We start from the raw sequence: 20101 nt of genomic DNA, 5'->3' as shown, positions 1-20101 counted from the left end.
AAACCATTATACGCTAGCGTCAGACTGACTACTCCATTAATTATTGTCAATAGTCAAAAACTCTGATGCACCATTTTAAATTGTTGTCGGCGGGCAATAATTGAAAGGGAATAATTCAATACGAAATACGTTGAAGCGATCATTCCAAAAATCGCAAAGAACTGACTCGTTGAGCCGTATTGTCCTAAGATAATCATACCTTTACCCGTTAGATCTTCCACACCCACAACCCATACAAAGGATGTGTCCTTAATAACCGTTATAAATTGAGATACTAACGGCGGAATCATCTTATGCATAGCTTGAGGAAGAATAATATGCCTCAAGGTTTGACGATAGGAAAAGCCCTGTGATTTAGCGGCTTCCCACTGTCCATTATCAATAGAGGTTAACCCCCCTCGGACAATTTCAGCAATAATGGCCGAAGTGAAAACTGCAATTGCGACAATTCCGGAATTAATCGGTTTCATAGTAGTCATAAAACGAAAAACTAAAATAAATAGGAGCATGGGAATGTTACGAACACATTCAATATAGATTGCGGCGATTCTGCCCAAAATAGGTTGTTTGGAGTAACGGGCAATGCCCAGGACCGTTCCAAAGACAAAACTAAGCAGAATAGCCATGACTGCAATATACAGCGTCGTCATAAGCCCCTGACCCAGAAAGCGAATCAGTTCAGGTTTGAAGACCTCTTGAATCATGCAGACACCCCCGTTTTACCTTCTAAGCGGCGTGTCAAAGTCGCTAACGGTAAACAAAGGAGAAGATAGAGCAGACCGACAGCAACATACGCCGGTCCGTAGTAGATATTCTCGCTTGACCAGGAGTCCGCACGATACATTAGATCACCGCCGGCGACCATCGCCAGGACGGATGTGTTTTTTATCAGGTTAACCGCTTGATTAGTGAGGGGCGGCAAAACGACTCGGGATGCCTGCGGCAGGATAACATGCCGCATAGCTCCCCAAAAACTAAATCCTTGAGATAAAGCCGCTTCCATTTGTCCCTTGTGTATCGAGTCGATTCCGGCTCTGACTACTTCAGCAATATAAGCGCCATGATATACGCCGACACCTAAAACCCCAACCGTGAAGACCGGCAGCATAATGCCCATATGCGGCATCCCATGATATAGGAAGTATACTTGAATTACCAGTGGTGTGTTTTGGATGAATTCGACATAGATGCGACTCACTAGCCTGGCTAGTGTCCACTGAGAAGTCCCTAGCACCCCAAACACTATTCCAAGGATAAGGGCTAATGTAAGGGAAAGGACGGCTACCATGATTGTCGTTTTAAACCCCTCAGCAAATACCGTCCAATCACTGAAAAGTGCTTCCCATTTAAACCAAGCAAAGGGACTAACCACTATTTAAGCCCCCACTTTTGAATCATTTTATCGTGTTCTCCGGATGTTTTCAGCTTAGCAACCGTTTCATTAACTAATTTAGCTAATCCCTCATTTCCTTTTTTAGAGGCGACTCCATAATCCTGAGGAGCAAAACTATCATCTAAGATGATCGTTGAATCATCTAAATATCCAAATAGGATAGATCCATCCACTGAAAAACAATCAACCCGACCAGAAACTAAGGCTGCCTTAATTTCCGGATAGGTACTGTACTCCAGGAAGCTGACTTTTGCTCCAAGCTTATCTGCAGCCTCTTGAATGGCCTTCTTACTGGTCGCACTTTGAGCTACGCCAATCTTTTTGCCGTCTAAATCTTTCAGACTTTTTATACCGGCATCCTTCTTAACCATTAATTTTACCCCATCGGTGAAATATGAATCTGAGAAGTTGTAACTCAGTTTACGCTCTTCTGTAACAGTAAATGTTGCGATAACCAGATCTACGTCCCCGCTATCTAACAAAGGTCCGCGGGTTTTTGCTGTGACGGCCGTGGTTTCGATTTTCTCTTCTCCCAAGATCTCTTTGGCGATAACTTTGGCTAAATCGATTTCAAATCCGTCGACTACCTCGGTCTTAGGATCCTTATACCCAAACTTAGGTACATCCACTTTAACGCCTACTTTCAGAACACCCCGGTCTTTGATAGCCTGGATATCTGTAGGCACTCCGCTGCTGCTTTTGTCCGGGGTCGCCGGAGTGGACCCGCATCCGGTTACCAAACCGGCTACTAACAATAGACTTGTCAAAATCATCCCGATCTTCTTCATAATTAATCCCCCTCTTCGAATCCTTTAGTCGCAGACTACCTGCGCTTTCCATATGGAATTACCGGAATAAGTACCGCATATGAGCAGACCGAATTCAAAGATTAGCGCAAAATTCGGCTTAAGAATGACTTGGTACGTTCATGTGCAGGGTTTTCAAAAAATAGTTTGGGAGAATTCTCTTCCACGATTTGTCCATCATCCATGAAGATAACGCGATCAGCGACTGTTTTGGCAAAACCCATTTCATGGGTGACAACAACCATGGTAATTCCTTCATGAGCTAAATCGACCATAACATCAAGAACTTCCTGGATCATCTCCGGATCTAAAGCGGATGTTGGCTCATCAAAGAGCATGATTTTGGGGCGCATTGCCAAGGCCCGGGCAATGGCCACACGTTGTTGCTGCCCACCGGAGAGCTGCGACGGATAGACTTCCGCTTTTTCTTTTAATCCTACACGTTCCAGAAAAGCCATACCATCTTTCGCGGCTTCCGCCTGAGATACTCCTTTAATCAGCGTAGGTGCAAGTGTTAAATTTTCCAGTACCGTTTTATGGGGATAGAGGTTAAATTGTTGGAAGACCATAGCAACGGATTGACGAACTTTAGCGACTGATGCTTTATGAGCAGTAATTTCTACCCCATCCACTGTTACCTTTCCGGAACTCGGCTTTTCTAAAAGATTCATACACCGAATTAATGTACTCTTGCCTGATCCACTAGGGCCAATGACTACCAATTTTTCTCCTGACTTAACCGTTAGATTAATATCTTTCAAGACATGCAAATGACCAAAATGTTTATTTACCCCTTCTAATTGAATCAAGCGGCTTCTCCTTCCATAACTTCTGTTTTCTCCCAAAAATATTCCCTAGAGTCTGCCAGTTATGTATTATTTATTCTCTCTTTTCTGAAAAATTCCTCTATTTTGATAATAAAAAATACCCTATAGATTAGCGAGGGTTGACAAAATCCTGAACTTGTTCTACACTAAATGGCGAGCTGACATTGAGATCGCGCATTGGCGCGACACCAAATCGGAGACATCATCTGCTATGGAACTCACGTTTGTAAACGTTGATCGTTAGCGGGCGTGTGTGCAGATGAATCCGTAAAAGAGAGAGACTACAATCGTTGTCTCTCTCTTTTTTGACCAAATAAAGAAAACCCGGCTTCGCCGAGCCTTAAACGCATGCTCTCGATTGAGGCGAACCGTTGGTTGCCCTTATGCTTAGACGAAGACACTGTCTTCGCACGGGTTAAACCTTCTTGCAGTATATAACGCAAGTTTATACTTTCAGATAGTACAAAAAAACAGCGTCGGCTATCCTCTTCCGCTACGCTGCCTCTCCGAAACTATATAGTAAATTAGATATCCGCAAGCCCTAGGCTGATTTCGATGGCTTGATCCACCCTCAACATGACTTCTTCATCCAAAACAGCTACTTTTTCCTTAAGCCGACTTTTATCAATCGTCCGAATCTGCTCCGTAAGGATGACTGAATCCCGTTCCAACCCGCTTCGTTTGGCTCTTACTTCTACATGAGTCGGTAATTTCGCCTTCGCAATCTGTGAAGTGATCGCGGCAATAATCGTCGTCGGGCTAAACTGATTCCCTATGTCGTTTTGAATGACGAGGACGGGACGAGTCCCTCCCTGTTCTGAGCCGACGACGGGGTTAAGCTCTGCATAATAGATTTCCCCGCGTTTTATCATCATCTCTGATATGCCACCATCGTTTCTTCATAATACTCTAATACCTCTTGTTCCGTTGAAAACAACTCCCTGGCTATGGATAAATTCAGTTGCGCCATCTCCAGGTATCCCTTACGCATCTGCTCATGGATTCCTTTTTTCCGGCGCTCGTGAAGGATGCTATTCAATGCTTCTCGAATAAATTCGCTGCGATTACGCTTTTCAACTGTAACGATCCCATCTACCTCCGCAAGCAAACTTTCAGGCAAACTAATCATAATTCGCTTACTTTCTGCCACATTAGCACCCCCAAGTCATTTAGCTAAAGCTATACTCTATTATAGACAGTAATCCAAAAAAGTGTCAACGAATTCAATAGGTAAATAAACCTAAACCCCCTGAAAACAAGGTCATTTCATCATGTAAATTATGGCAAGAAGTTATTGTGACGACAAATTCAATGAAAGCATCCTTCATTAATGATAGTATATCAGTATATCACTCATGATATACTGATTTTTATTCCAGCATAATTATCGCCTAGATTTTAGGCTTGCTTTAATAATCGTTTGACCATGGCCTTATGGGCTGCTTCTTCCAAGTGATCGTCAAGTTTCAGCAAACAAGTATCTGCGCCGCGTCGTTGCATAGCTAATTCTAATAATAAATCGGCAAAATGCGGATTCTTAGGCAGCAGCGGTCCGTGCAAATAGGTTCCGAAGACGTTAAGATAACGCACCCCTTCTCCGCCGTCCCCGCCATTGTTGCCATGACCGAATAAGACGTTACCCAAAGGGCTGACCCCTTCACCCAAATGAGTTTGGCCCGAATGATTCTCAAAACCAACCAATGTCTTGAACTTACTGGAATCAATACCTGATAATCTCTCATCAAGCTGCACAACCACATTGCCAATCAGACGCTCAACTCCGGCAATCGTCCAAACATCTAAAATTCCTAACCCATTAATTCTTTCTCCATTAGCCATTTGATAATATTTCCCTAACATTTGATAACCGCCGCAAATCAAAAGCACGACAAGCCCATTCTCAATGGCCGTCCTAAGTTCATTTTCCCGGCGCATCAGATCCTGAACCAGCAGACCTTGCTCCCGGTCAGAACCACCGCCGATAAATAGAATATCCATACCCATAAAATCCAAGTCTTCACCCAAGGAGGCTTGTTTAATCACCGGTTCAATTCCCCGCCACCGGCAGCGGGCTGCCAGGGCTATAATATTGCCTCTATCTCCATAAAGGTCGAGTAAATCCGGATACAAATGGCAAATAGTCAGTTTCATGCCCTTGCCTCCTCTCCACGATCCCTTGCTGCCCTAGTTGACAACCCCGCACTCCTTTGCCGGTCTTCCAGGATCTCTCGAAACGGGAAAAGTAAAGTATAAGTCGGCAACATAAACCAAACCTCATCCTCTGCCTTATTGGCTTGCAAACGATCAACAGCCCCGGCCAAACTATGCTCTAAAACAAGCTTCTCAACCGGAACTCCGGCATACTTAAGCCTTAAAGCCATGTCCTCTGCCCGCAAACCTGTGCAAACCACTTTCTGTATTTGGGCCTCACAGGCCCCTAATCGTTCAAAATTTACATCCCAAAGCCAGGAGATGTCCCTTCCATCCGCGGCCAGATCATTAATTCCGATTAAAATTCCTAAGGGCTTATCAAGGCCAATCATGGTCTGAATGACTTGATTAAACCCTGTGGGATTTTTGACTAAGGTTAAGGTAATTTCCCCTTCCCGCAAACGAAAACGTTCCATGCGGCCGGCTTGGGGGATAAACATCCGGAGTCCTTTGCCAATGACCTCTTCATTCACATCCAGGGCGCGGGCTGCTGTGAAAGCTGCCAGGGCATTATACAGATTATAGTATCCTTGCAGAGCTATGCTAAAGGGACCCCCGTCAACCTGAAACAGAAGCAATCCTTCGCTGGGCCGGACATCTGTCGCCAATAGTTTAGGCTCAGGGCGATGAAACCCACACCCCGGACACTTGAAAATCCCCAATTGACCATAATGAAACAAGGAATAATCCAGAGCCGTACCACATTCAGGGCAAAATCTGGCTTCCCGTGTTTCCTGACTCTCCTCCCGGCTGTCCGGAGTACGCTCGACCCCATAATAAATGGTTTGCATATGATTGGTGCCGAATTGAGCAACCAAAGGATCATCCGCATTTAACACGAGGACGGTTTCCGGCGGAAGGGATTCTTTAACCATCCGAACGGTTGTATCTAATTCTCCATACCGGTCAAGCTGATCACGAAAAAAATTAGTGACAATGGCTAAACCGGGAGATACTTGTTCGCAAAACTTGGGAACTGTCGCTTCATCCACTTCCAGCAAAGCTAACCTCGCCCGCGCTAAACCGTTCCAGCCCGTATTCTGAATCAAGGCTCCTGTAATTCCAGTCACCAGATTCGCCCCGGCCTGATTAAAGGCAAAGTTTTTCCCGGCTTGACGTAAAATACTTGCCAGTAAATTTGCGGTTGTCGTCTTCCCATTAGTCCCGGTGACCATAATAATTCCTTCATTATAAGCCCTGCTCAAGCGGCGCATGATCTGGGGATCAATCCACTGAGCAATCTTTCCCGGTAAGGTCGTCCCTTTTTTCCCGGTCACTAACAGCCCCACAGTTATTATCTTACTCACCCATAAGGCTAGCCAAAAACGCCATGTTCGCTTCATATTTACTCCTTTAATCGTTGTCTCATCCATTGTAGCATTCTTATATGTATTATCAACCAAAAATCCTATAAAACAAACTTATCTTAATAAAAACCCTCCGGAAACCGAAGAAAACTTATCATCAAATCAGAAAAGCCTTTACGAGACAAACTACCCGTAAAGGCTTTTTCTATTTGATTTATAGTCTATCAAAACGCCTTGAAGCCATTAATGCTTTTATTAACCACCAAATCAAGGATTGGCCCAATCACAAAACTTAAGAAAAGACGAAATCCCTCGGCTAATACCAGCGTAACACCTATTCGGAGCAGCAAACGTCCCCAACGGGATGTGGAACGATGCAGAATACCCTCATAATCAAGGGCTCCGGCAGCACCCCAACCAAGCACCAAGCACAGTATAAAAAAAGCATAACTTATCCAAGTGGTCAGATCAAACATAGCCATGGCACTCCCCCCTTGCCACTATTTATGTGGCAGCCGGGGGTTTTATGCCTCCTTGGCCTCAATATAGACACGAGGAACTCTATTGGAAATCCCACAAACCACTTCATAGTTAATGGTTCCCAGCCAATCAGCCATTTCACTCGCCGTCAACCGTTCCCCTCCATCTTTTCCCAAAATGGTTACAACATCCCCAACCTTTACTCCGGGGATCTTGGTCACTTCAAGCATGGTCTGGTCCATACAGATCCGGCCGATGATCGTCGAACGTCTTCCGCGGATCAGCATTTCACCCTGATTGGACAGAATTCTGCGCAGTCCATCCGCATAACCCACCGGAACAGTGGCGACTTGGGTAGGGTAGGCCGCTTGAAACGTCCGTCCATAACTTACGGTTTCCCCTGTACCGATCGTTTTCACATGGGACACTTTCGCTTTCCAGGACATAACCGGCTCTAAACCCACATTCCCGCCAACTTGGGAAGACGGAGTAAGTCCATAGAGACTGATTCCCAGACGAACCAGCTCAAAATGAGATTCCGGAAATTGGAGGATCGCAGCACTGTTAGCCACATGGCGAATCGGAATAGTCAGCCCCATCATCTTCAGCTTTTCGTAGATATCTTCAAAACACTTCAGCTGCTTTCGGGCAAAGGCCAGATCTCTCTGGTCCGCCGTGGCGAAGTGTGTAAAAATACCTTCAATATACAGATTTGGCAACTGGGAAATTCGGAGAATTTCGGAAATGTCAGTTTCACGATATCCGATTCGTCCCATCCCTGTATCCACTTTTATATGAATTTTTGCTGTCCGGTTGAGTCTCACAGCCGTCTCGGAGAGCGCCTGAGCCTGAGCTAATTGGAAAACCGCGGGAATAATTTCTTCATTAACTAAGGTATCGGAATCTTCCGTCCCGGTAGCCCCAATAACCATGACTGTAACCTCAGGAAATACTGCTTTAATTTCCAGAGCTTCCTGCAAGAGAGCAACACCAAAGCGCTGAGCACCACAGGCAATGAGGGTTCTTACCACTGGAATCACCCCATGACCGTAAGCATCGGCTTTAACGATCGGCATTATTTCGCTTTGGGTATAAGTCTGATGCTTGAAGAAATTCTCTCTTAGGGTTTGAAGATTTACTTCAGCCCAAACCTGTCTCATCCCCATAGTCTCCCCCTCCTTTATCTCTAACCTCTTACTTCTATGGTACGCCGAACCTTAGGCAGCTGATCGGCGACTTCTGCAGCCGTAAATCCGGACCACCCAAACTCAGCCGCCAACTCATCCGCAGCTTTCCCATGCAGGTATACACCTAAACACGCCGCTTCAAGGGGCGGGACTCCTTGAGCCAGCCAAGCAAGAATACTTCCCGTAAGAACATCCCCTGTTCCCCCTGTACCCAGTCCGGGATTTCCGGTTGGGTTAAAAAAGGCCCGGCCGTCCGGTGACGCAATAATGGTTACCGCGCCCTTTAAAACAACCACTGCTTCCCACTCCACTGCTTTTGCCACAGCCATGTCCAACCGATTACCTTCGATAGTCTCGACACTGCATTGACAAAGCCGGGCCATTTCACCCGGATGGGGAGTAAGAATGAGCGGACCCCGGCCATTTCTTAAGCTTAGCAAACTTGGTTCCGATCCTGCTAAATTCAGGGCATCCGCATCCAAAACCACCGGGCAGCTGAGATTTTTTAGTATCTCTGCTAAGACAGCCCTGAATTGTGAATTCTGGGATAAGCCCGGACCCACGGCAACCGCTTGAGCCTTCTCAGCTTGCCTTAAAATCACAGGCCAAGCTTCTTCATTCAGGCTATCCTCTCCTGGAGCGGACCAAACAGTCGCCTCAATGACGCTTTTATCAACCCCTTCAGCGATCCCCTCAGGAGTAACAATTTGTAAAAGTCCAATCCCGCTTCGCAATGCTCCCCGGCCCGCCAATGCTGCTGCCCCGCTCATCCCTTTAGATCCTGCCACAAGAATTCCTTTGCCATGGGTTCCCTTATGCCCTTTAAGATGACGAACAGGAAGCAGCCCGCGCACATCATCATCCATTAATACAAACGTGGAAATTCCTTCATCCATTAAGTAAGATTCCGGAATCGAAATCGGGTCCACGACGACCCGTCCGCAATATTCCGGTCCTTCACCAAGAAAAAGACCCCATTTAGGAAGACCGAAAGTTACTGTTGTCTGAGCGCAAACGGCGGTTCGGTAAACTTTCCCGGTATTCGCCTCAACACCACTAGGTATATCAATGGCCACCACCCAGCCCGGAGTACGGTTGACTTCATCTACATACTCTTCAACCAAACCCGGCAAAGCACCCCGCATCCCTATTCCAAAAAGTGCATCGACAACAACGTCTGCCTGAGCTAAGGCCAGACGGGTTAAACGCCGTTGTTTTTCCCCTTTAATGACAAACAATTTACCCATAGTTCCTTGAAACAGCCGTAAATTTAAAGCTGCGTCACCTTTTAACTCCTCAAGGGGAGCAAATACTAAGACCGTAACATCCATCCCTTGAAATACTAAATGCCGGGCAACAGCCAGGCCATCTCCGCCGTTATTTCCTTTTCCAACCAGGATTACTGCTTTACGGCCGCTTAACCCTTCCTTCCCTATCTTGGGGAGACAACGCCGGATTTCTTCGACAACTGCCCAGGCTGCATTTTCCATAAGGAGCAAACTGGGAATACCATAATCATGAATGGCTTTTTCTTCAATCTGCCGCATCTGTTCTGCGTTGACCACACGCATTTTCCCCACCTCGATTTATCCACAAAATTCAACTTAAAATTGCAAAGGCCATCGCTTGAGTCCGATTGTGGGATAAACTTACTCGAACATGAGATCCGCCTCTGGCCTGGACTTGTTCCATAGCTCTGGAGCTAAGATAAACAAGCGGCTCACCCTTTGGATTACTTAGGATTTCTATATCATGCCAGGCTAACCCCTGTAAACCTACCCCCAAGGTTTTTAGAACGGCCTCTTTAGCGGCGAACCGTGCTGCATAACTTTGGATACCCTTGCCAATCAGAGCTTCCCGTTCCCGTATCGTGAAAAGACGCTCAAATAATTTAGGCTGACGTTTGAAGGCCTGCTCCACTCGTTCTATTTCAATAATATCAATCCCAGGATACATTTTGCTTACCCCATCTAAATCACAGAATAGACCTTAACTTCTCTTGGCCCTCCGCAGAGCCGGCCACCAGGAGGACATCTTCCCCGCGCAGGACCAGGCTTGCGTCCGGAGAAAACTGTTCAAAACCGTCTCTAACCACTGCAACAATCGTTGTTCCTGTGCGCTCACGAACTTTTAACTCCCTCAACGTCTTGCCAATAGCAGGAGAGGTTTTTCCTATTTCAATCTCCCCCACATCCATCCATCGGGACATCAAGCGCTCAGTATAACCAAGGAATTTATTAAGATGGCTCTCAATCTTTAAATCCGTTTCGCGCCTTTGATCCATGAGCTTTTTCAGATCTTCAACGAAGACCTGAATTTCTCCTTTTTGATCAAAGGATTTAACAAATTTCTCGGCCATAGCCTTTGAGGTTACGGTAATACCTACGCCCTGACTTACTACAACCACACCGACATTCTGCAGAACTGCAATGGCCCGGCGAATAGTTTCCGGAGAAACATTATACCGCCCTGCTAACGTCGAACGACCATGAATTTTAACCCCCTCGTGATACTCTCCCATCATGATAGCGTGAGCAATATCAATGGCAATTTCCTGATACCGAGCTTTTTCCAATGTGTTCAACCCCTAATCTATATTCGCTAGTATTAATAAACCTTCTTGATCGTAAAAAATCTATTCTATTATAACATAGCCAAATCCCTGTGACATCATGCTCTTGACAAGTAACAACCCTGGTGGTATTATAAGGTTGTCAGTCGTAAGTGATTATTATGCTTAGCTGAATTTCCTAAAGGAAAACGGGGGAACCACTTTGGGGGTGAATCGCCAACTGGCGTAGAGCAGTTTTCAGCTCGAATCCGACAGCTAACCTCGTAAGCGTTGAAACACGTTAGCGTGATATTTTACGTTTATTCTTTAGGAACCGATTCATTTGTTTTGATAGGTTCTTTTTGTTTTCAAAAATTATTCAACATACTTTACAATTCAAGAGAAGAACAGCCATCAAGCGGAATTCTCTTTGAAAACAAAGGAGGAGGATATATGGCAGTAGAAATCCAAGAACGTGCGGATACCTTCCGGCAATATGCCTTGAAGCGAGCAGTTGATCTTAAAAAACTGGTTGCCCCATATTTACAAGCCTCTAAAACAATTCCGACAGGATTGTCACTCTCGGAGGTCTACCGATCCCGTCGTACAAGTATTCTAAACTATTTTAATGCAACACTTGAAGACTGGGAAAATTGGCATTGGCAAATGACCCATAGAATCACAGACCCTCATGTCTTAATTGATCTGCTCCCCGGATTAACCCCCGATCAATGTGAAGAAATTAATCGTGTCGGCAAAACCTTTCGTTGGGCTGTATCCCCTTATTATCTAAGTTTAATGAGTGATACGGATTCTCTGGACCCAATTCGGCTGCAAGGCTTGCCAACACTGGCTGAACTGGCCGATGACTTTGGAGAAGATGACCCAATGGGAGAAAAAATCACGTCCCCTGCTCCCGGCATTACCCGCAGATATCCGGACCGCCTGATCATCAACGTCACCAACATGTGCGCTATGTACTGCCGGCACTGCCAGCGAAGACGCAATATTGGTGAAACCGATACCCACTCGCCGCGAACTCAGCTTAAAGCTGCACTGGATTATATTCGGGCAAACCCTGAAATTCGTGACGTTTTAATAACCGGAGGAGACGCCTTACTGCTCAGCGATCTAACCTTAGATTGGCTGCTGAGTGAACTTCATGCTATTCCTCACGTAGAAATTAAGCGGCTTGGCACCAGAGCTCCTGTGACTCTGCCCATGCGCGTGACAGATGAATTATGTTCAGTACTGGCCAAATATCCGCCCATTTATATTAACACCCAGTTCAACCACCCCAAAGAGGTCACTGAAGACGCTAAAAAAGCGGCTGATAAACTTATTTCAGCCGGGGTAGTCTTAGGCAATCAAGCGGTTCTGCTCAAAGGAATAAATCATCAGCCTGAGGTTATGAAGAAACTTAATCAGGAACTTCTTAAAATCAGGGTTCGCCCTTACTATATTTTTCATGCTAAGAACGTCAAAGGAACACGCCATTTTGTTCCCCGGGTCCAAGAAGGACTTGCCGTTATGGAACAGTTACGCGGGCATACTTCCGGACTTGCGGTGCCTACCTATATTATAAATGCCCCTAAAGGCGGAGGCAAGACACCCATTTTACCTCAATACCTTATGTCCCTGGATGAAAACAAAGCCATTTTGCGTACTTGGGAAGGAAAGCTTGTCCAGTACGAGACTCCCTGACAGAAGTTCTTAAAAAGGAGGAGAGTGTAACATGCAGGAACGCCTTAATAACGAACAAATAGCACAAAGGATTATTCAAACAAATTCAGATATTAAGCGTTACTTGGATTTATCACCCGGCCTTAAACTTCCGGCGGCTCAGCCAAAACCTAAAACCAACTATTATTCATCCATGTCTCACACACTGTCCCCACGGCCTATTTTTAGGCCATAACTACTTCTCCTTCTCCATTTTGCGATCCTTCGGGGTCGCTATTTTTTTACCCTTTTTCCTTGCCAGGTATCCCGGCTTTCTAACTCAGCGTCAATGGCATTGAGAACCTCCCACTTTTTGCGGCTCCAAAGGGGGCCAATAAGATCTTCCGGCGGGCCATCTCCAGTCAAACGATGAATCACCACCTCTGGTGGTAAAATCTCCAGAATATCGGCAACAAGGGCAACATAGTCTTCCTTCGTCATAAGCTCAAAGGGTTCCTGCCTGTAAATTTCCTCCAAAGGAGTTCCCCTTAACACATGCAGCAAGTGAAGTTTAATCCCTTGAATCGGCAAATCAGCGACTGCCTGCGCAGTTTCCATCATCTCTGCTCTTGATTCTCCCGGCAGCCCTAAAATTATATGAACGCAAACTTGTATTCCTCTGGAGCGCAATTGCTTAAGACCCTGAAGAAACCTGGCATAATCATGCCCTCGTCCGATCCATTCCATCGTTCGGTCATGGCTGCTTTGCAAGCCCAGCTCTACCCATAAATAGGTTCGCTGATTCAATTCCTCAAGGTAATCCAGCACATCTTCGGGCAAGCAATCCGGCCTGGTTGAAATGGACAATCCAATAACATTCTCCTCTGCCAGAGCTTCTTCATAAACCTCACGCAGCCTTTCCACTGAGGCATAAGTATTAGTATAGGCTTGGAAATAAGCAAGATACTTTGCGCTGGGCCATTTTTTCTTCATCCGTTCCGCCACTTCAACAAACTGATCATGAAGGGATAACTTCTGGTCTCCGGCGAAATCACCAGATCCCCGCTCGCTGCAATAAACGCAACCGCTCCGGCCGAGAGTCCCATCCCGGTTTGGGCAGGTAAAACCGGCGTCCAAGGAGACTTTAAAGACTTTCTCCCCAAACTGATTACGCAAGTGTTCATTAAAGGTATGATATCGTTTTTTTGACATAGTTTGCTTCCATTCTTTAAGACATTACAGGATAATATTACCACACAGGTCAGGAATTGCAAGGCTGATTCCATTTTTGACAATCCCTGGTTCACCCTTGATATAGCTCAAGTTTTTCTCCGTTCGGACCTCTGAAAAAGAAATTATACCGTCCCTCCCCTAATGACATGGGCTCAGACGCCGTCAATTCTACATGATGATTTTTTAAGTGCTCAATCGCTTTGAAAATATCGGACACCCGGATCGCCAAGTGATTGACAACCCCATCCTCAAAGGTTTGACCATCGGCTACTTCCACCAGCTCAACGACGGTTCCCTCTAATTCCAGGAAAACCAATTCTACCTCTCCCGGTTTAATTCGATGTAAAAACTTAAAGCCAAGAACCTCTGTATAAAACTGAACAGCCTTTTCCATTTCCAAGGCTTTAATACCAATATGCTCTACTCCTGTAAAAAGGGATTTCGTTTCCATTTATATCGCTCACTTTCGTTCATAATTTATCAAACTTTCCCCGAATTAAGCCATTATACCATATGCAAATCCTAACTATGCAAATATCCAGACCACATTCAGTGATCTGGATTCAGAAATAACTGAGAGAAAGAATTTTTACTGACTGTTTTCCTTTAAGCCCAAACCTTCCAACTCTAAAAGTCTCTGTTTTATATCCAAACCGCCGGCATACCCTGTCAAACTGCCGCTTTTGCCAATGACCCGATGACAAGGAACCACAATCCCAATGGGATTGCGATTGTTGGCCATGCCTACTGCTCTCTGTCCCTTCGGATTGCCCACACTCATGGCAATATCCCCATAACTGCGTGTCTGCCCATAAGGTATGCGCAGCAGTTCCTCCCATACTTTAAGCTGAAAAGGGGTTCCGATCTGATGGAGGGGGAGCGTGAACTCCTGGCGTTTGCCGTTGACATACTCCTGCAGCTGGCGAATAACCTCTTGATTGGGCTCGCGCTTGCGAATTAAAAAAGATTTAGGAAATTGACGTGACACCCAGGTCTGCAAAGCTTGCTCTTCCTCAGCTGACGGACCAAGCCCCAACCAACACAGCCCTGCCGAAGTTGAGGCGACCGTAACCTCAACCTCTAGGTCTTTGATCATAATAGGTTCTGTCCAAAAGCTTAGGCTTTGTGCTGTCCAAAGTTCACCAACAGAATACCTGACCAGGTCTCCCGCCTGGTACACTTCGATTATCTCATGATCATTTTTAAGTCGCTGATCAAGCTCAATTGAGACACTCCATTTCGGACCATTTTCCCGATAGAGCGGAAACTCATCCTCAGAAATCCGCATCAGTGCATAGATCAGAGCTGCTAAACCACGAGCAAAGGGCTCCTCTGACTCCAGGAAAGGCCTGATCCGTTCTTCAAGGGGGTCCACTAATTGAGGAGCTTTTTGGGCGAGCTGAGCTAATCCCCACAATGCACCATCCCTTAAGCTTTCATCAATTAACAATCCGGAGAGCATCCAATTAAAATGTCCGCATGTTTTTGGACAATAAGCCAGAAGACTTCCAATAGCCTGAGAGGCATTCCACGCCGTCCCTCCTGATTCGTCGTTAAGCATCCAAAAATAGCGGCGCACCAAATTCACAGCAAAATTCTTATCATACTGGTCCATTTCCCGGGCAAAGACCCCCAAGGCTTCCACGGATCTCCAGAATTCAAGGCCGTCGTTAACATATATTCTTGTCATAAATTGGCGATAGACATTCTTATGTTCTTTTTCTTTAGCCCAGGTGCCCAGTTTTCCCCAATCCCGTTTCTCTAAAACCGTTTTTACCTCTTTTTTCGCAGGCATTGGACCCACCTTCTCTCCTCTTTTACTCTTCATCATAGTTTCTGGTATCAGAGTCTTTATCTAATTTTTATTTGTTCTTTATTAGGAATTATCTTATCACAATTTTATACAAATTTGTATACTAAAAAGCGACCCTGTAAAGGTCGCCTAAGTAACATTATAGTAAATAACCTGATCCTTAATCTCTCTCTTTATACTTCTCCCAATAAGCCGTTTCAGTTAAGACTTCCCCGCCGATACCCATATTGCTATATTCGTGCTCGTCTAAGGTTACGGTAAAGGCGGCCATAGGAATTCCTAAAGCTTGAGAAGCAGCCTGACTCATTCCATGAATCAAACTTCTTTTTTGATCGATTGTTAAGACAGGTCCATCAAAGTTAATGGTTGGCATACAAAGCACCTCCGCAAAATTCATTTGTAAAATTCTCTTATATAAATTCCCCCTTAAACAAAAAAACATGTAACCAGTCAAATAATTTCTTTTACCTGATTTTCAAGAAATCTCCTTAAAAAGCACGGATACCATTTTTCCTCCAGGGCAAAGTTAAACACCCCAAAAGAAATTGAGTATTTCTATCCCCTATCCAACATAGTCATATTAAGGATGGGGGTGGGCAGGTGCCGTTTAATCTATACCAGTTGTTCTTTTTCACCTTTGTAATTCATATGATAGATACATTTGCTTACTCTGTACGGCTTAACTTCATTAAAAGCAAGCAATTCGCCTTATCGATGACACTTTTTAACCTATTCTACTTAATATCTCTGATTGCACATACCTTGCAGGCACCTTTAATTGGCGGTTTGATGGATAGTTCAATTAGTCAGAGCCTGGATCCTCTGCTTAGCATCCGTAAAGTCATTTTGGCAGCAACCGCAGGGACATTTTTCGGCATAATACTAACGCCTACTTTTTTAAGAAGCTTCAGCAGAGCAGTCAATAAACTTGAACGGACAGGATCAGTGCCATCCGTTGTGATCTATGCTTTGAAATTCCGCAGCTTCCGGAGCTTTAAAGAAAGTCTTACCTTGCCTTCAAGAAAAATGGTAAATCATCTGCCCTATACTAAAATTCCTACGAATTTGATACTTCTCAATACTCTTGTCACTGGGATTTATACCATTGGGGTAATGTCCGCCTATTATGCCACTTTGTTTGTTCCTCCCCAGCACCACCTGGCAACTTCAGCCTCAGCAGGAATCATCACCACTGTTGCCAACATTATCTTTATGCTTTTTATCGATCCCAAATCATCGATTATTACAGACCAGGCTTTGAGGGGACATCGCCCTTATGAAGATGTCAAAGCTCTTGTGGTTATGCTGATGAGTGCTAAGCTGATAGGAACTCTTATGGGACAAGTGCTCCTCATCCCCCTTGCTAAAGTCATTGCCGATATTTATAAGTAAGGCCAAGGGGCATTTCAACTATTATTTTTTGCTCCCGCAGACAGGACAGTTCTGCAAGGCCAAGGGCACTTCCAGGCCGCAGGCATCCATTAGTTCCGCATTCACCAGGATTTCTGACGTAACCCCATCCGCCGCAATTTCCCCTTTTTTAATGACAATGGTCCTGTCACACATCTCATAAATCATATCTAAATCATGACTGGTGACAATTTTTGTATGACTAAAACTCCTAAGCAACTCCATAACTCTGCGTCTGGATTTTGGATCAAGAGCCGCGGTAGGTTCATCCATTATCAATATGTCCGGCTGCATCGAAAGTACTGAGGCAATTGCTGCGGCTCGCTTTTCTCCGCCTGATAACTTGAAAGGGGCGCGATCTTTTAAATGAGGGATTCCAACCACCTCCAAAGCATGAAGAACGCGCTTTTCCACTTCTTTTTCGTCTAATTTATAGTTCCGCGGCCCAAAGGCTACATCATCATAGACCGTATTCATAAATAACTGATCATCCGGATCCTGAAAAACCATTCCTAACCTTTGACGAATCATCGGAAGTGTCTTTTTAGTGACATGGATATCTCCCACACAAACTTCTCCCTGGCTTGGAAAAAGTACTCCCATCAACAACATTAACAGCGTGGATTTTCCTGCTCCGTTCGCTCCAATGATACCTACAGACTCTCCATGATGGATACAAAAGGACATCCCTTTAACCGCCTCATGATTGTCCGGGTAACTAAAACGCAGATCCTTAACCTCTAATTTATGATGACTCATTTTATCACTCCCGTTAGCAATGAACCGATTAACATAGGGATATTGTAAATCCTCGCGATAGCGAAGAAAAGCACCCACCCTGCTAAATAAGCCAAATCCCAAACTTTAAGTTCTTTGAAGCTTCCCGTATTGTACTCCCCTGCGAAGCCCCTTAAGCACATTGCTTCATAAATACGCTGGGCTCTGTCAAACGTCCTGAGGATCAACTGCCCTGCTAATGATCCCCAAGCGCTGCGGTGAACCCCTTTTTGTTCCGGCGCCCTCAGGGAATACGCCCTTAAAGTCCGTGCTACCTCCTCCATTAATACGGAAATATACCGGTAGGTTAAGAGGAGTTGAACCACAAAGATACGGGGAATTTTCAACATTCTTAACGCTCCGCCCAGCCGGTCCATTCCCGTGGTAGCAATCAGCAGCAGGGCGGCGGTTACGGTCAGCCCGCCTTTTAACATAATAGCCAAAAACGTGATCCACCCTCTGGAGATTTCCCGTCCAGCCAACCTAAATATTTGATCGTCAAAGAAAGGGTTTAATATTCCTATGCCAATTATGAACGGAGAAACAAGCAAGATCCTTAAAAGGATTGGCTTGATTGGAAGTTCCGCCAAACTAAAGACCATCACCGGGTATAAGAACAAAGGAAGCAAGCCGCCAATATCATATCTATTAAAGGAGACAACCACAGTCAAAAAACCAACTGTGGTTAATAGTTTTATGAGTGGATGCAGTCTGTGTATCACGGTTTCCTGCCGGGCCAGATCATCAAGAAGCCGCATATTATACATTGAATTCATGATGTTTGACATATCAACCATCCAATCCAAATCTTAATGTTATAGGCAATCGCCTTATTTCTTTCGTTTCTTTAACATATTGATACCCAACCCCACGATAACAGCCAGGACAAGGGTCATTCCACCGCCAACTAATCCGGCTGTCGTCGTACCTCCACTTACGGCCGGCCATGCTTCCCCGCCTTCTCCAGCCTCTTGCTCTATTTCATTTTCAGATGCCTTAAAGGAATAATCCGGCAAAAAGGAGGTTTTAGTCTGTATGTCCGATAATTGCTGGTGCAGAGTACCTGTCGCCTCCAATTCGGCTGTACCGGCTGTCTTGATCATGGCCCATTCCAAACCATCCGGATTAGAAGAGGCAAACCAAGATAACCCTGCCCCTGTGATCAACGCAAGGACGACCATTCCAGCAGCAACCTTTTTTATCGAGACATTACCAATAGCTTCTCCTGTGGCAGCCTTTTCGATAATTTCCGGCCTTGAGTTCCAAATATAAGTTACTACCGCGGCTGTGACAAGCCCTTCTACTGCACCAATTGCCAGATGAATTGGCTGCATTAATAAAACAAAGGTCCCAAAGGGCAGCTCGGTCTTACCAGAAAAGAGGGTTTCCAGCACAACCCCGAAGGCACCCATCTGAAGACCGATCACCGCCGTGAGTACAGAAGCAAAGACAATCCGCCTCGTGGAATAGCCCTTTTTCATGAGCACTTTATAGATCAATGGGTAGGCAATAAAACAGGTGAAAAAGCCCATGTTGAAAATATTACTTCCTAAGGCCAGCAGACCTCCATCGGCAAAAAACAGGGCTTGTATCGTAAGGACCGATGCCATGGTCAAGAAGCCGGCATACGGTCCAAGCAATACGGCAAGAATTAATCCGCCGCCCAGATGGCCGCTGGAGCCTGTTCCCGGTATGGTGAAATTGATCATCTGGGATGCAAAGATAAAAGCTCCCATCACACCCATCAAAGGAATCTTCTTTTCATCCATCTCTGTTTGTATTTTCTTAATTGAATACGCCGCAATACCTGAGGTTGCAACCCACATGGTTCCCCCCACTACAGGCGAAATCAAAGCATCTGCCATATGCATAAGTATCTCCTCCTATTATAGCATTTCATAACATTATCTATTTTGGAGCTGTCATTTCTCTAAAAATAGGTTACTCACTCCCTTCCTCACAACAAAAAAAACCACAAAGTTGACCCTCATGAGTCAAACCTCCATGGTTTATGCAAATACCTTCATGGTCTTGCTTTATAATATACGTATTATTCCAACTATAATTAACTATTCTATAGGCGTTGATTATTTTCCTGCAAACCTAAGAAATTTATTTAGATAAATTAGTCACAAACTACCTGCCTTCCTTTCTAAACAATTGAGAAATTTTTTTAATTTAGAGAAGGAATATTCAGCTTTATGTAGAATACTTAATTTAACTATAAATGATCTTAAAGATAAAGACCATGGAGGTCTTGACCTGACAATGTTGGGGCATTACTTCCATGGTCCTTTTATTTACAAAAGGAGGTGCGTAACGGTATCTTTGCCTGTCGGATGATTTAATTTGAACGTACTGAATTCGGCGTTCAAAAATCCCTTCAAAATCACTTTCAGACCCAATGATGTTCTGATCTGACCGTCAGGATATCATTGGGTCTG

General features: G+C 45.0%; 22 protein-coding genes and 1 riboswitch. Of the genes, 2 read left to right on the top strand and 20 right to left on the bottom strand.

Translation table 11 applies throughout. The annotated features are described in order from the left end of the window. Nucleotides 1–53: 53 nt before the first annotated feature. The 13 genes from DESYODRAFT_RS02445 to DESYODRAFT_RS02385 form a co-directional block, all read right to left on the bottom strand. Nucleotides 54–704: an amino acid ABC transporter permease gene (locus DESYODRAFT_RS02445; RefSeq protein ID WP_007778976.1), complete on the bottom strand. Its 651-nt coding sequence runs from the start codon at nt 702–704 to the stop codon at nt 54–56. After that, nucleotides 701–1372: an amino acid ABC transporter permease gene (locus tag DESYODRAFT_RS02440; protein ID WP_007778974.1), complete on the bottom strand. Its 672-nt coding sequence runs from the start codon at nt 1370–1372 to the stop codon at nt 701–703. Before DESYODRAFT_RS02440 ends, DESYODRAFT_RS02445 begins: the two co-directional genes overlap by 4 nt. After that, on the bottom strand, nt 1372–2181 hold the full coding sequence (locus DESYODRAFT_RS02435; RefSeq protein WP_007778972.1) for a transporter substrate-binding domain-containing protein: 810 nt from the start codon (nt 2179–2181) through the stop codon (nt 1372–1374). Before DESYODRAFT_RS02435 ends, DESYODRAFT_RS02440 begins: the two co-directional genes overlap by 1 nt. A gap of 101 nt (nt 2182–2282) precedes the next feature. Further along, nucleotides 2283–3008, bottom strand: coding sequence for an amino acid ABC transporter ATP-binding protein (locus DESYODRAFT_RS02430; RefSeq protein ID WP_007778970.1), 726 nt, complete (start codon nt 3006–3008; stop codon nt 2283–2285). Nucleotides 3009–3550: 542 nt separating this feature from the next. Further along, on the bottom strand, nt 3551–3901 hold the full coding sequence (locus tag DESYODRAFT_RS02425; protein WP_007778968.1) for a type II toxin-antitoxin system PemK/MazF family toxin: 351 nt from the start codon (nt 3899–3901) through the stop codon (nt 3551–3553). Then, complete coding sequence (locus DESYODRAFT_RS02420) at nt 3898–4176, bottom strand: CopG family ribbon-helix-helix protein (RefSeq protein ID WP_007778956.1); 279 nt, start codon at nt 4174–4176, stop codon at nt 3898–3900. The genes DESYODRAFT_RS02425 and DESYODRAFT_RS02420 overlap by 4 nt, the downstream gene beginning before the upstream one ends. A 248-nt stretch (nt 4177–4424) precedes the next feature. Beyond that, entirely contained in the window at nt 4425–5177 is a 753-nt protein-coding gene (locus tag DESYODRAFT_RS02415) for a type 1 glutamine amidotransferase (protein ID WP_007778953.1), read from the bottom strand. Then, complete coding sequence (locus DESYODRAFT_RS02410; RefSeq protein WP_007778950.1) at nt 5174–6580, bottom strand: Mur ligase family protein; 1407 nt, start codon at nt 6578–6580, stop codon at nt 5174–5176. Before DESYODRAFT_RS02410 ends, DESYODRAFT_RS02415 begins: the two co-directional genes overlap by 4 nt. Nucleotides 6581–6768: 188 nt before the next feature. After that, nucleotides 6769–7026 carry a hypothetical protein gene (locus DESYODRAFT_RS02405; RefSeq protein ID WP_007778947.1) on the bottom strand — a complete coding sequence of 86 codons (258 nt, stop codon included), beginning with the start codon at nt 7024–7026 and terminating at the stop codon, nt 6769–6771. Nucleotides 7027–7068: 42 nt separating this feature from the next. Continuing rightward, nucleotides 7069–8190 (bottom strand): alanine racemase, encoded by a 1122-nt coding sequence (alr, locus tag DESYODRAFT_RS02400; protein WP_007778944.1) that lies wholly within the window; start codon nt 8188–8190, stop codon nt 7069–7071. Nucleotides 8191–8210: 20 nt separating this feature from the next. Next, the gene (locus tag DESYODRAFT_RS02395; protein WP_007778942.1) at nt 8211–9782 is read right to left on the bottom strand and encodes a bifunctional ADP-dependent NAD(P)H-hydrate dehydratase/NAD(P)H-hydrate epimerase; all 1572 of its coding nucleotides are present in this window, start codon (nt 9780–9782) and stop codon (nt 8211–8213) included. 28 nt (nt 9783–9810) lie between these two features. Then, nucleotides 9811–10167: a holo-ACP synthase gene (locus tag DESYODRAFT_RS02390; protein WP_007778939.1), complete on the bottom strand. Its 357-nt coding sequence runs from the start codon at nt 10165–10167 to the stop codon at nt 9811–9813. Between the two features lie 19 nt (nt 10168–10186). Continuing rightward, entirely contained in the window at nt 10187–10786 is a 600-nt protein-coding gene (locus DESYODRAFT_RS02385) for a GntR family transcriptional regulator (RefSeq protein WP_007778936.1), read from the bottom strand. Nucleotides 10787–10940: 154 nt separating this feature from the next. Then, nucleotides 10941–11068: riboswitch (cyclic di-AMP (ydaO/yuaA leader) on the top strand. Between the two features lie 147 nt (nt 11069–11215). Between DESYODRAFT_RS02385 and eam the strand changes: the two genes are divergently transcribed. Then, nucleotides 11216–12466 (top strand): glutamate 2,3-aminomutase, encoded by a 1251-nt coding sequence (gene eam, locus DESYODRAFT_RS02380; RefSeq protein WP_007778934.1) that lies wholly within the window; start codon nt 11216–11218, stop codon nt 12464–12466. A 252-nt stretch (nt 12467–12718) separates the two neighbouring features. On the opposite strand, the gene mnmL is transcribed toward eam, so the two are convergent. The 4 genes from mnmL to DESYODRAFT_RS02355 all read right to left on the bottom strand — a co-directional run bounded on the left by mnmL (nt 12719) and on the right by DESYODRAFT_RS02355 (nt 15843). Then, nucleotides 12719–13636, bottom strand: coding sequence for a tRNA modification radical SAM protein MnmL/YtqA (gene mnmL, locus DESYODRAFT_RS02370; RefSeq protein ID WP_007778929.1), 918 nt, complete (start codon nt 13634–13636; stop codon nt 12719–12721). Nucleotides 13637–13727: 91 nt separating this feature from the next. Next, on the bottom strand, nt 13728–14108 hold the full coding sequence (locus tag DESYODRAFT_RS02365; protein ID WP_007778927.1) for a VOC family protein: 381 nt from the start codon (nt 14106–14108) through the stop codon (nt 13728–13730). A gap of 138 nt (nt 14109–14246) precedes the next feature. Then, complete coding sequence (locus tag DESYODRAFT_RS29470; RefSeq protein ID WP_007778925.1) at nt 14247–15452, bottom strand: DVU0298 family protein; 1206 nt, start codon at nt 15450–15452, stop codon at nt 14247–14249. Nucleotides 15453–15630: 178 nt separating this feature from the next. Continuing rightward, on the bottom strand, nt 15631–15843 hold the full coding sequence (locus DESYODRAFT_RS02355; RefSeq protein WP_007778922.1) for a tautomerase family protein: 213 nt from the start codon (nt 15841–15843) through the stop codon (nt 15631–15633). 227 nt (nt 15844–16070) lie between these two features. Between DESYODRAFT_RS02355 and DESYODRAFT_RS02350 the strand changes: the two genes are divergently transcribed. Continuing rightward, nucleotides 16071–16862 carry a lipid II flippase Amj family protein gene (locus DESYODRAFT_RS02350; RefSeq protein ID WP_007778918.1) on the top strand — a complete coding sequence of 264 codons (792 nt, stop codon included), beginning with the start codon at nt 16071–16073 and terminating at the stop codon, nt 16860–16862. Between the two features lie 21 nt (nt 16863–16883). Here the strand turns inward: DESYODRAFT_RS02350 and DESYODRAFT_RS02345 are convergent, their stop codons facing one another. The 3 genes from DESYODRAFT_RS02345 to DESYODRAFT_RS02335 are packed head-to-tail and all read right to left on the bottom strand — an operon-like array spanning nt 16884 to nt 19528. Continuing rightward, nucleotides 16884–17639, bottom strand: coding sequence for an energy-coupling factor ABC transporter ATP-binding protein (locus tag DESYODRAFT_RS02345; protein WP_007778916.1), 756 nt, complete (start codon nt 17637–17639; stop codon nt 16884–16886). Beyond that, nucleotides 17636–18445 (bottom strand): cobalt ECF transporter T component CbiQ, encoded by an 810-nt coding sequence (gene cbiQ / locus DESYODRAFT_RS02340; RefSeq protein WP_007778915.1) that lies wholly within the window; start codon nt 18443–18445, stop codon nt 17636–17638. Before cbiQ ends, DESYODRAFT_RS02345 begins: the two co-directional genes overlap by 4 nt. Before the next feature lie 42 nt (nt 18446–18487). Further along, the gene (locus DESYODRAFT_RS02335) at nt 18488–19528 is read right to left on the bottom strand and encodes an energy-coupling factor ABC transporter permease (protein WP_007778913.1); all 1041 of its coding nucleotides are present in this window, start codon (nt 19526–19528) and stop codon (nt 18488–18490) included. Nucleotides 19529–20101 lie beyond the last annotated feature (573 nt).

Origin of the sequence: Desulfosporosinus youngiae DSM 17734, from assembly GCF_000244895.1 — a bacterium.
Lineage (GTDB): Bacteria > Bacillota > Desulfitobacteriia > Desulfitobacteriales > Desulfitobacteriaceae > Desulfosporosinus > Desulfosporosinus youngiae.
Note: the sequence above shows the minus strand (reverse complement) of the source record. Positions and strands in the feature narration are given on the sequence as shown.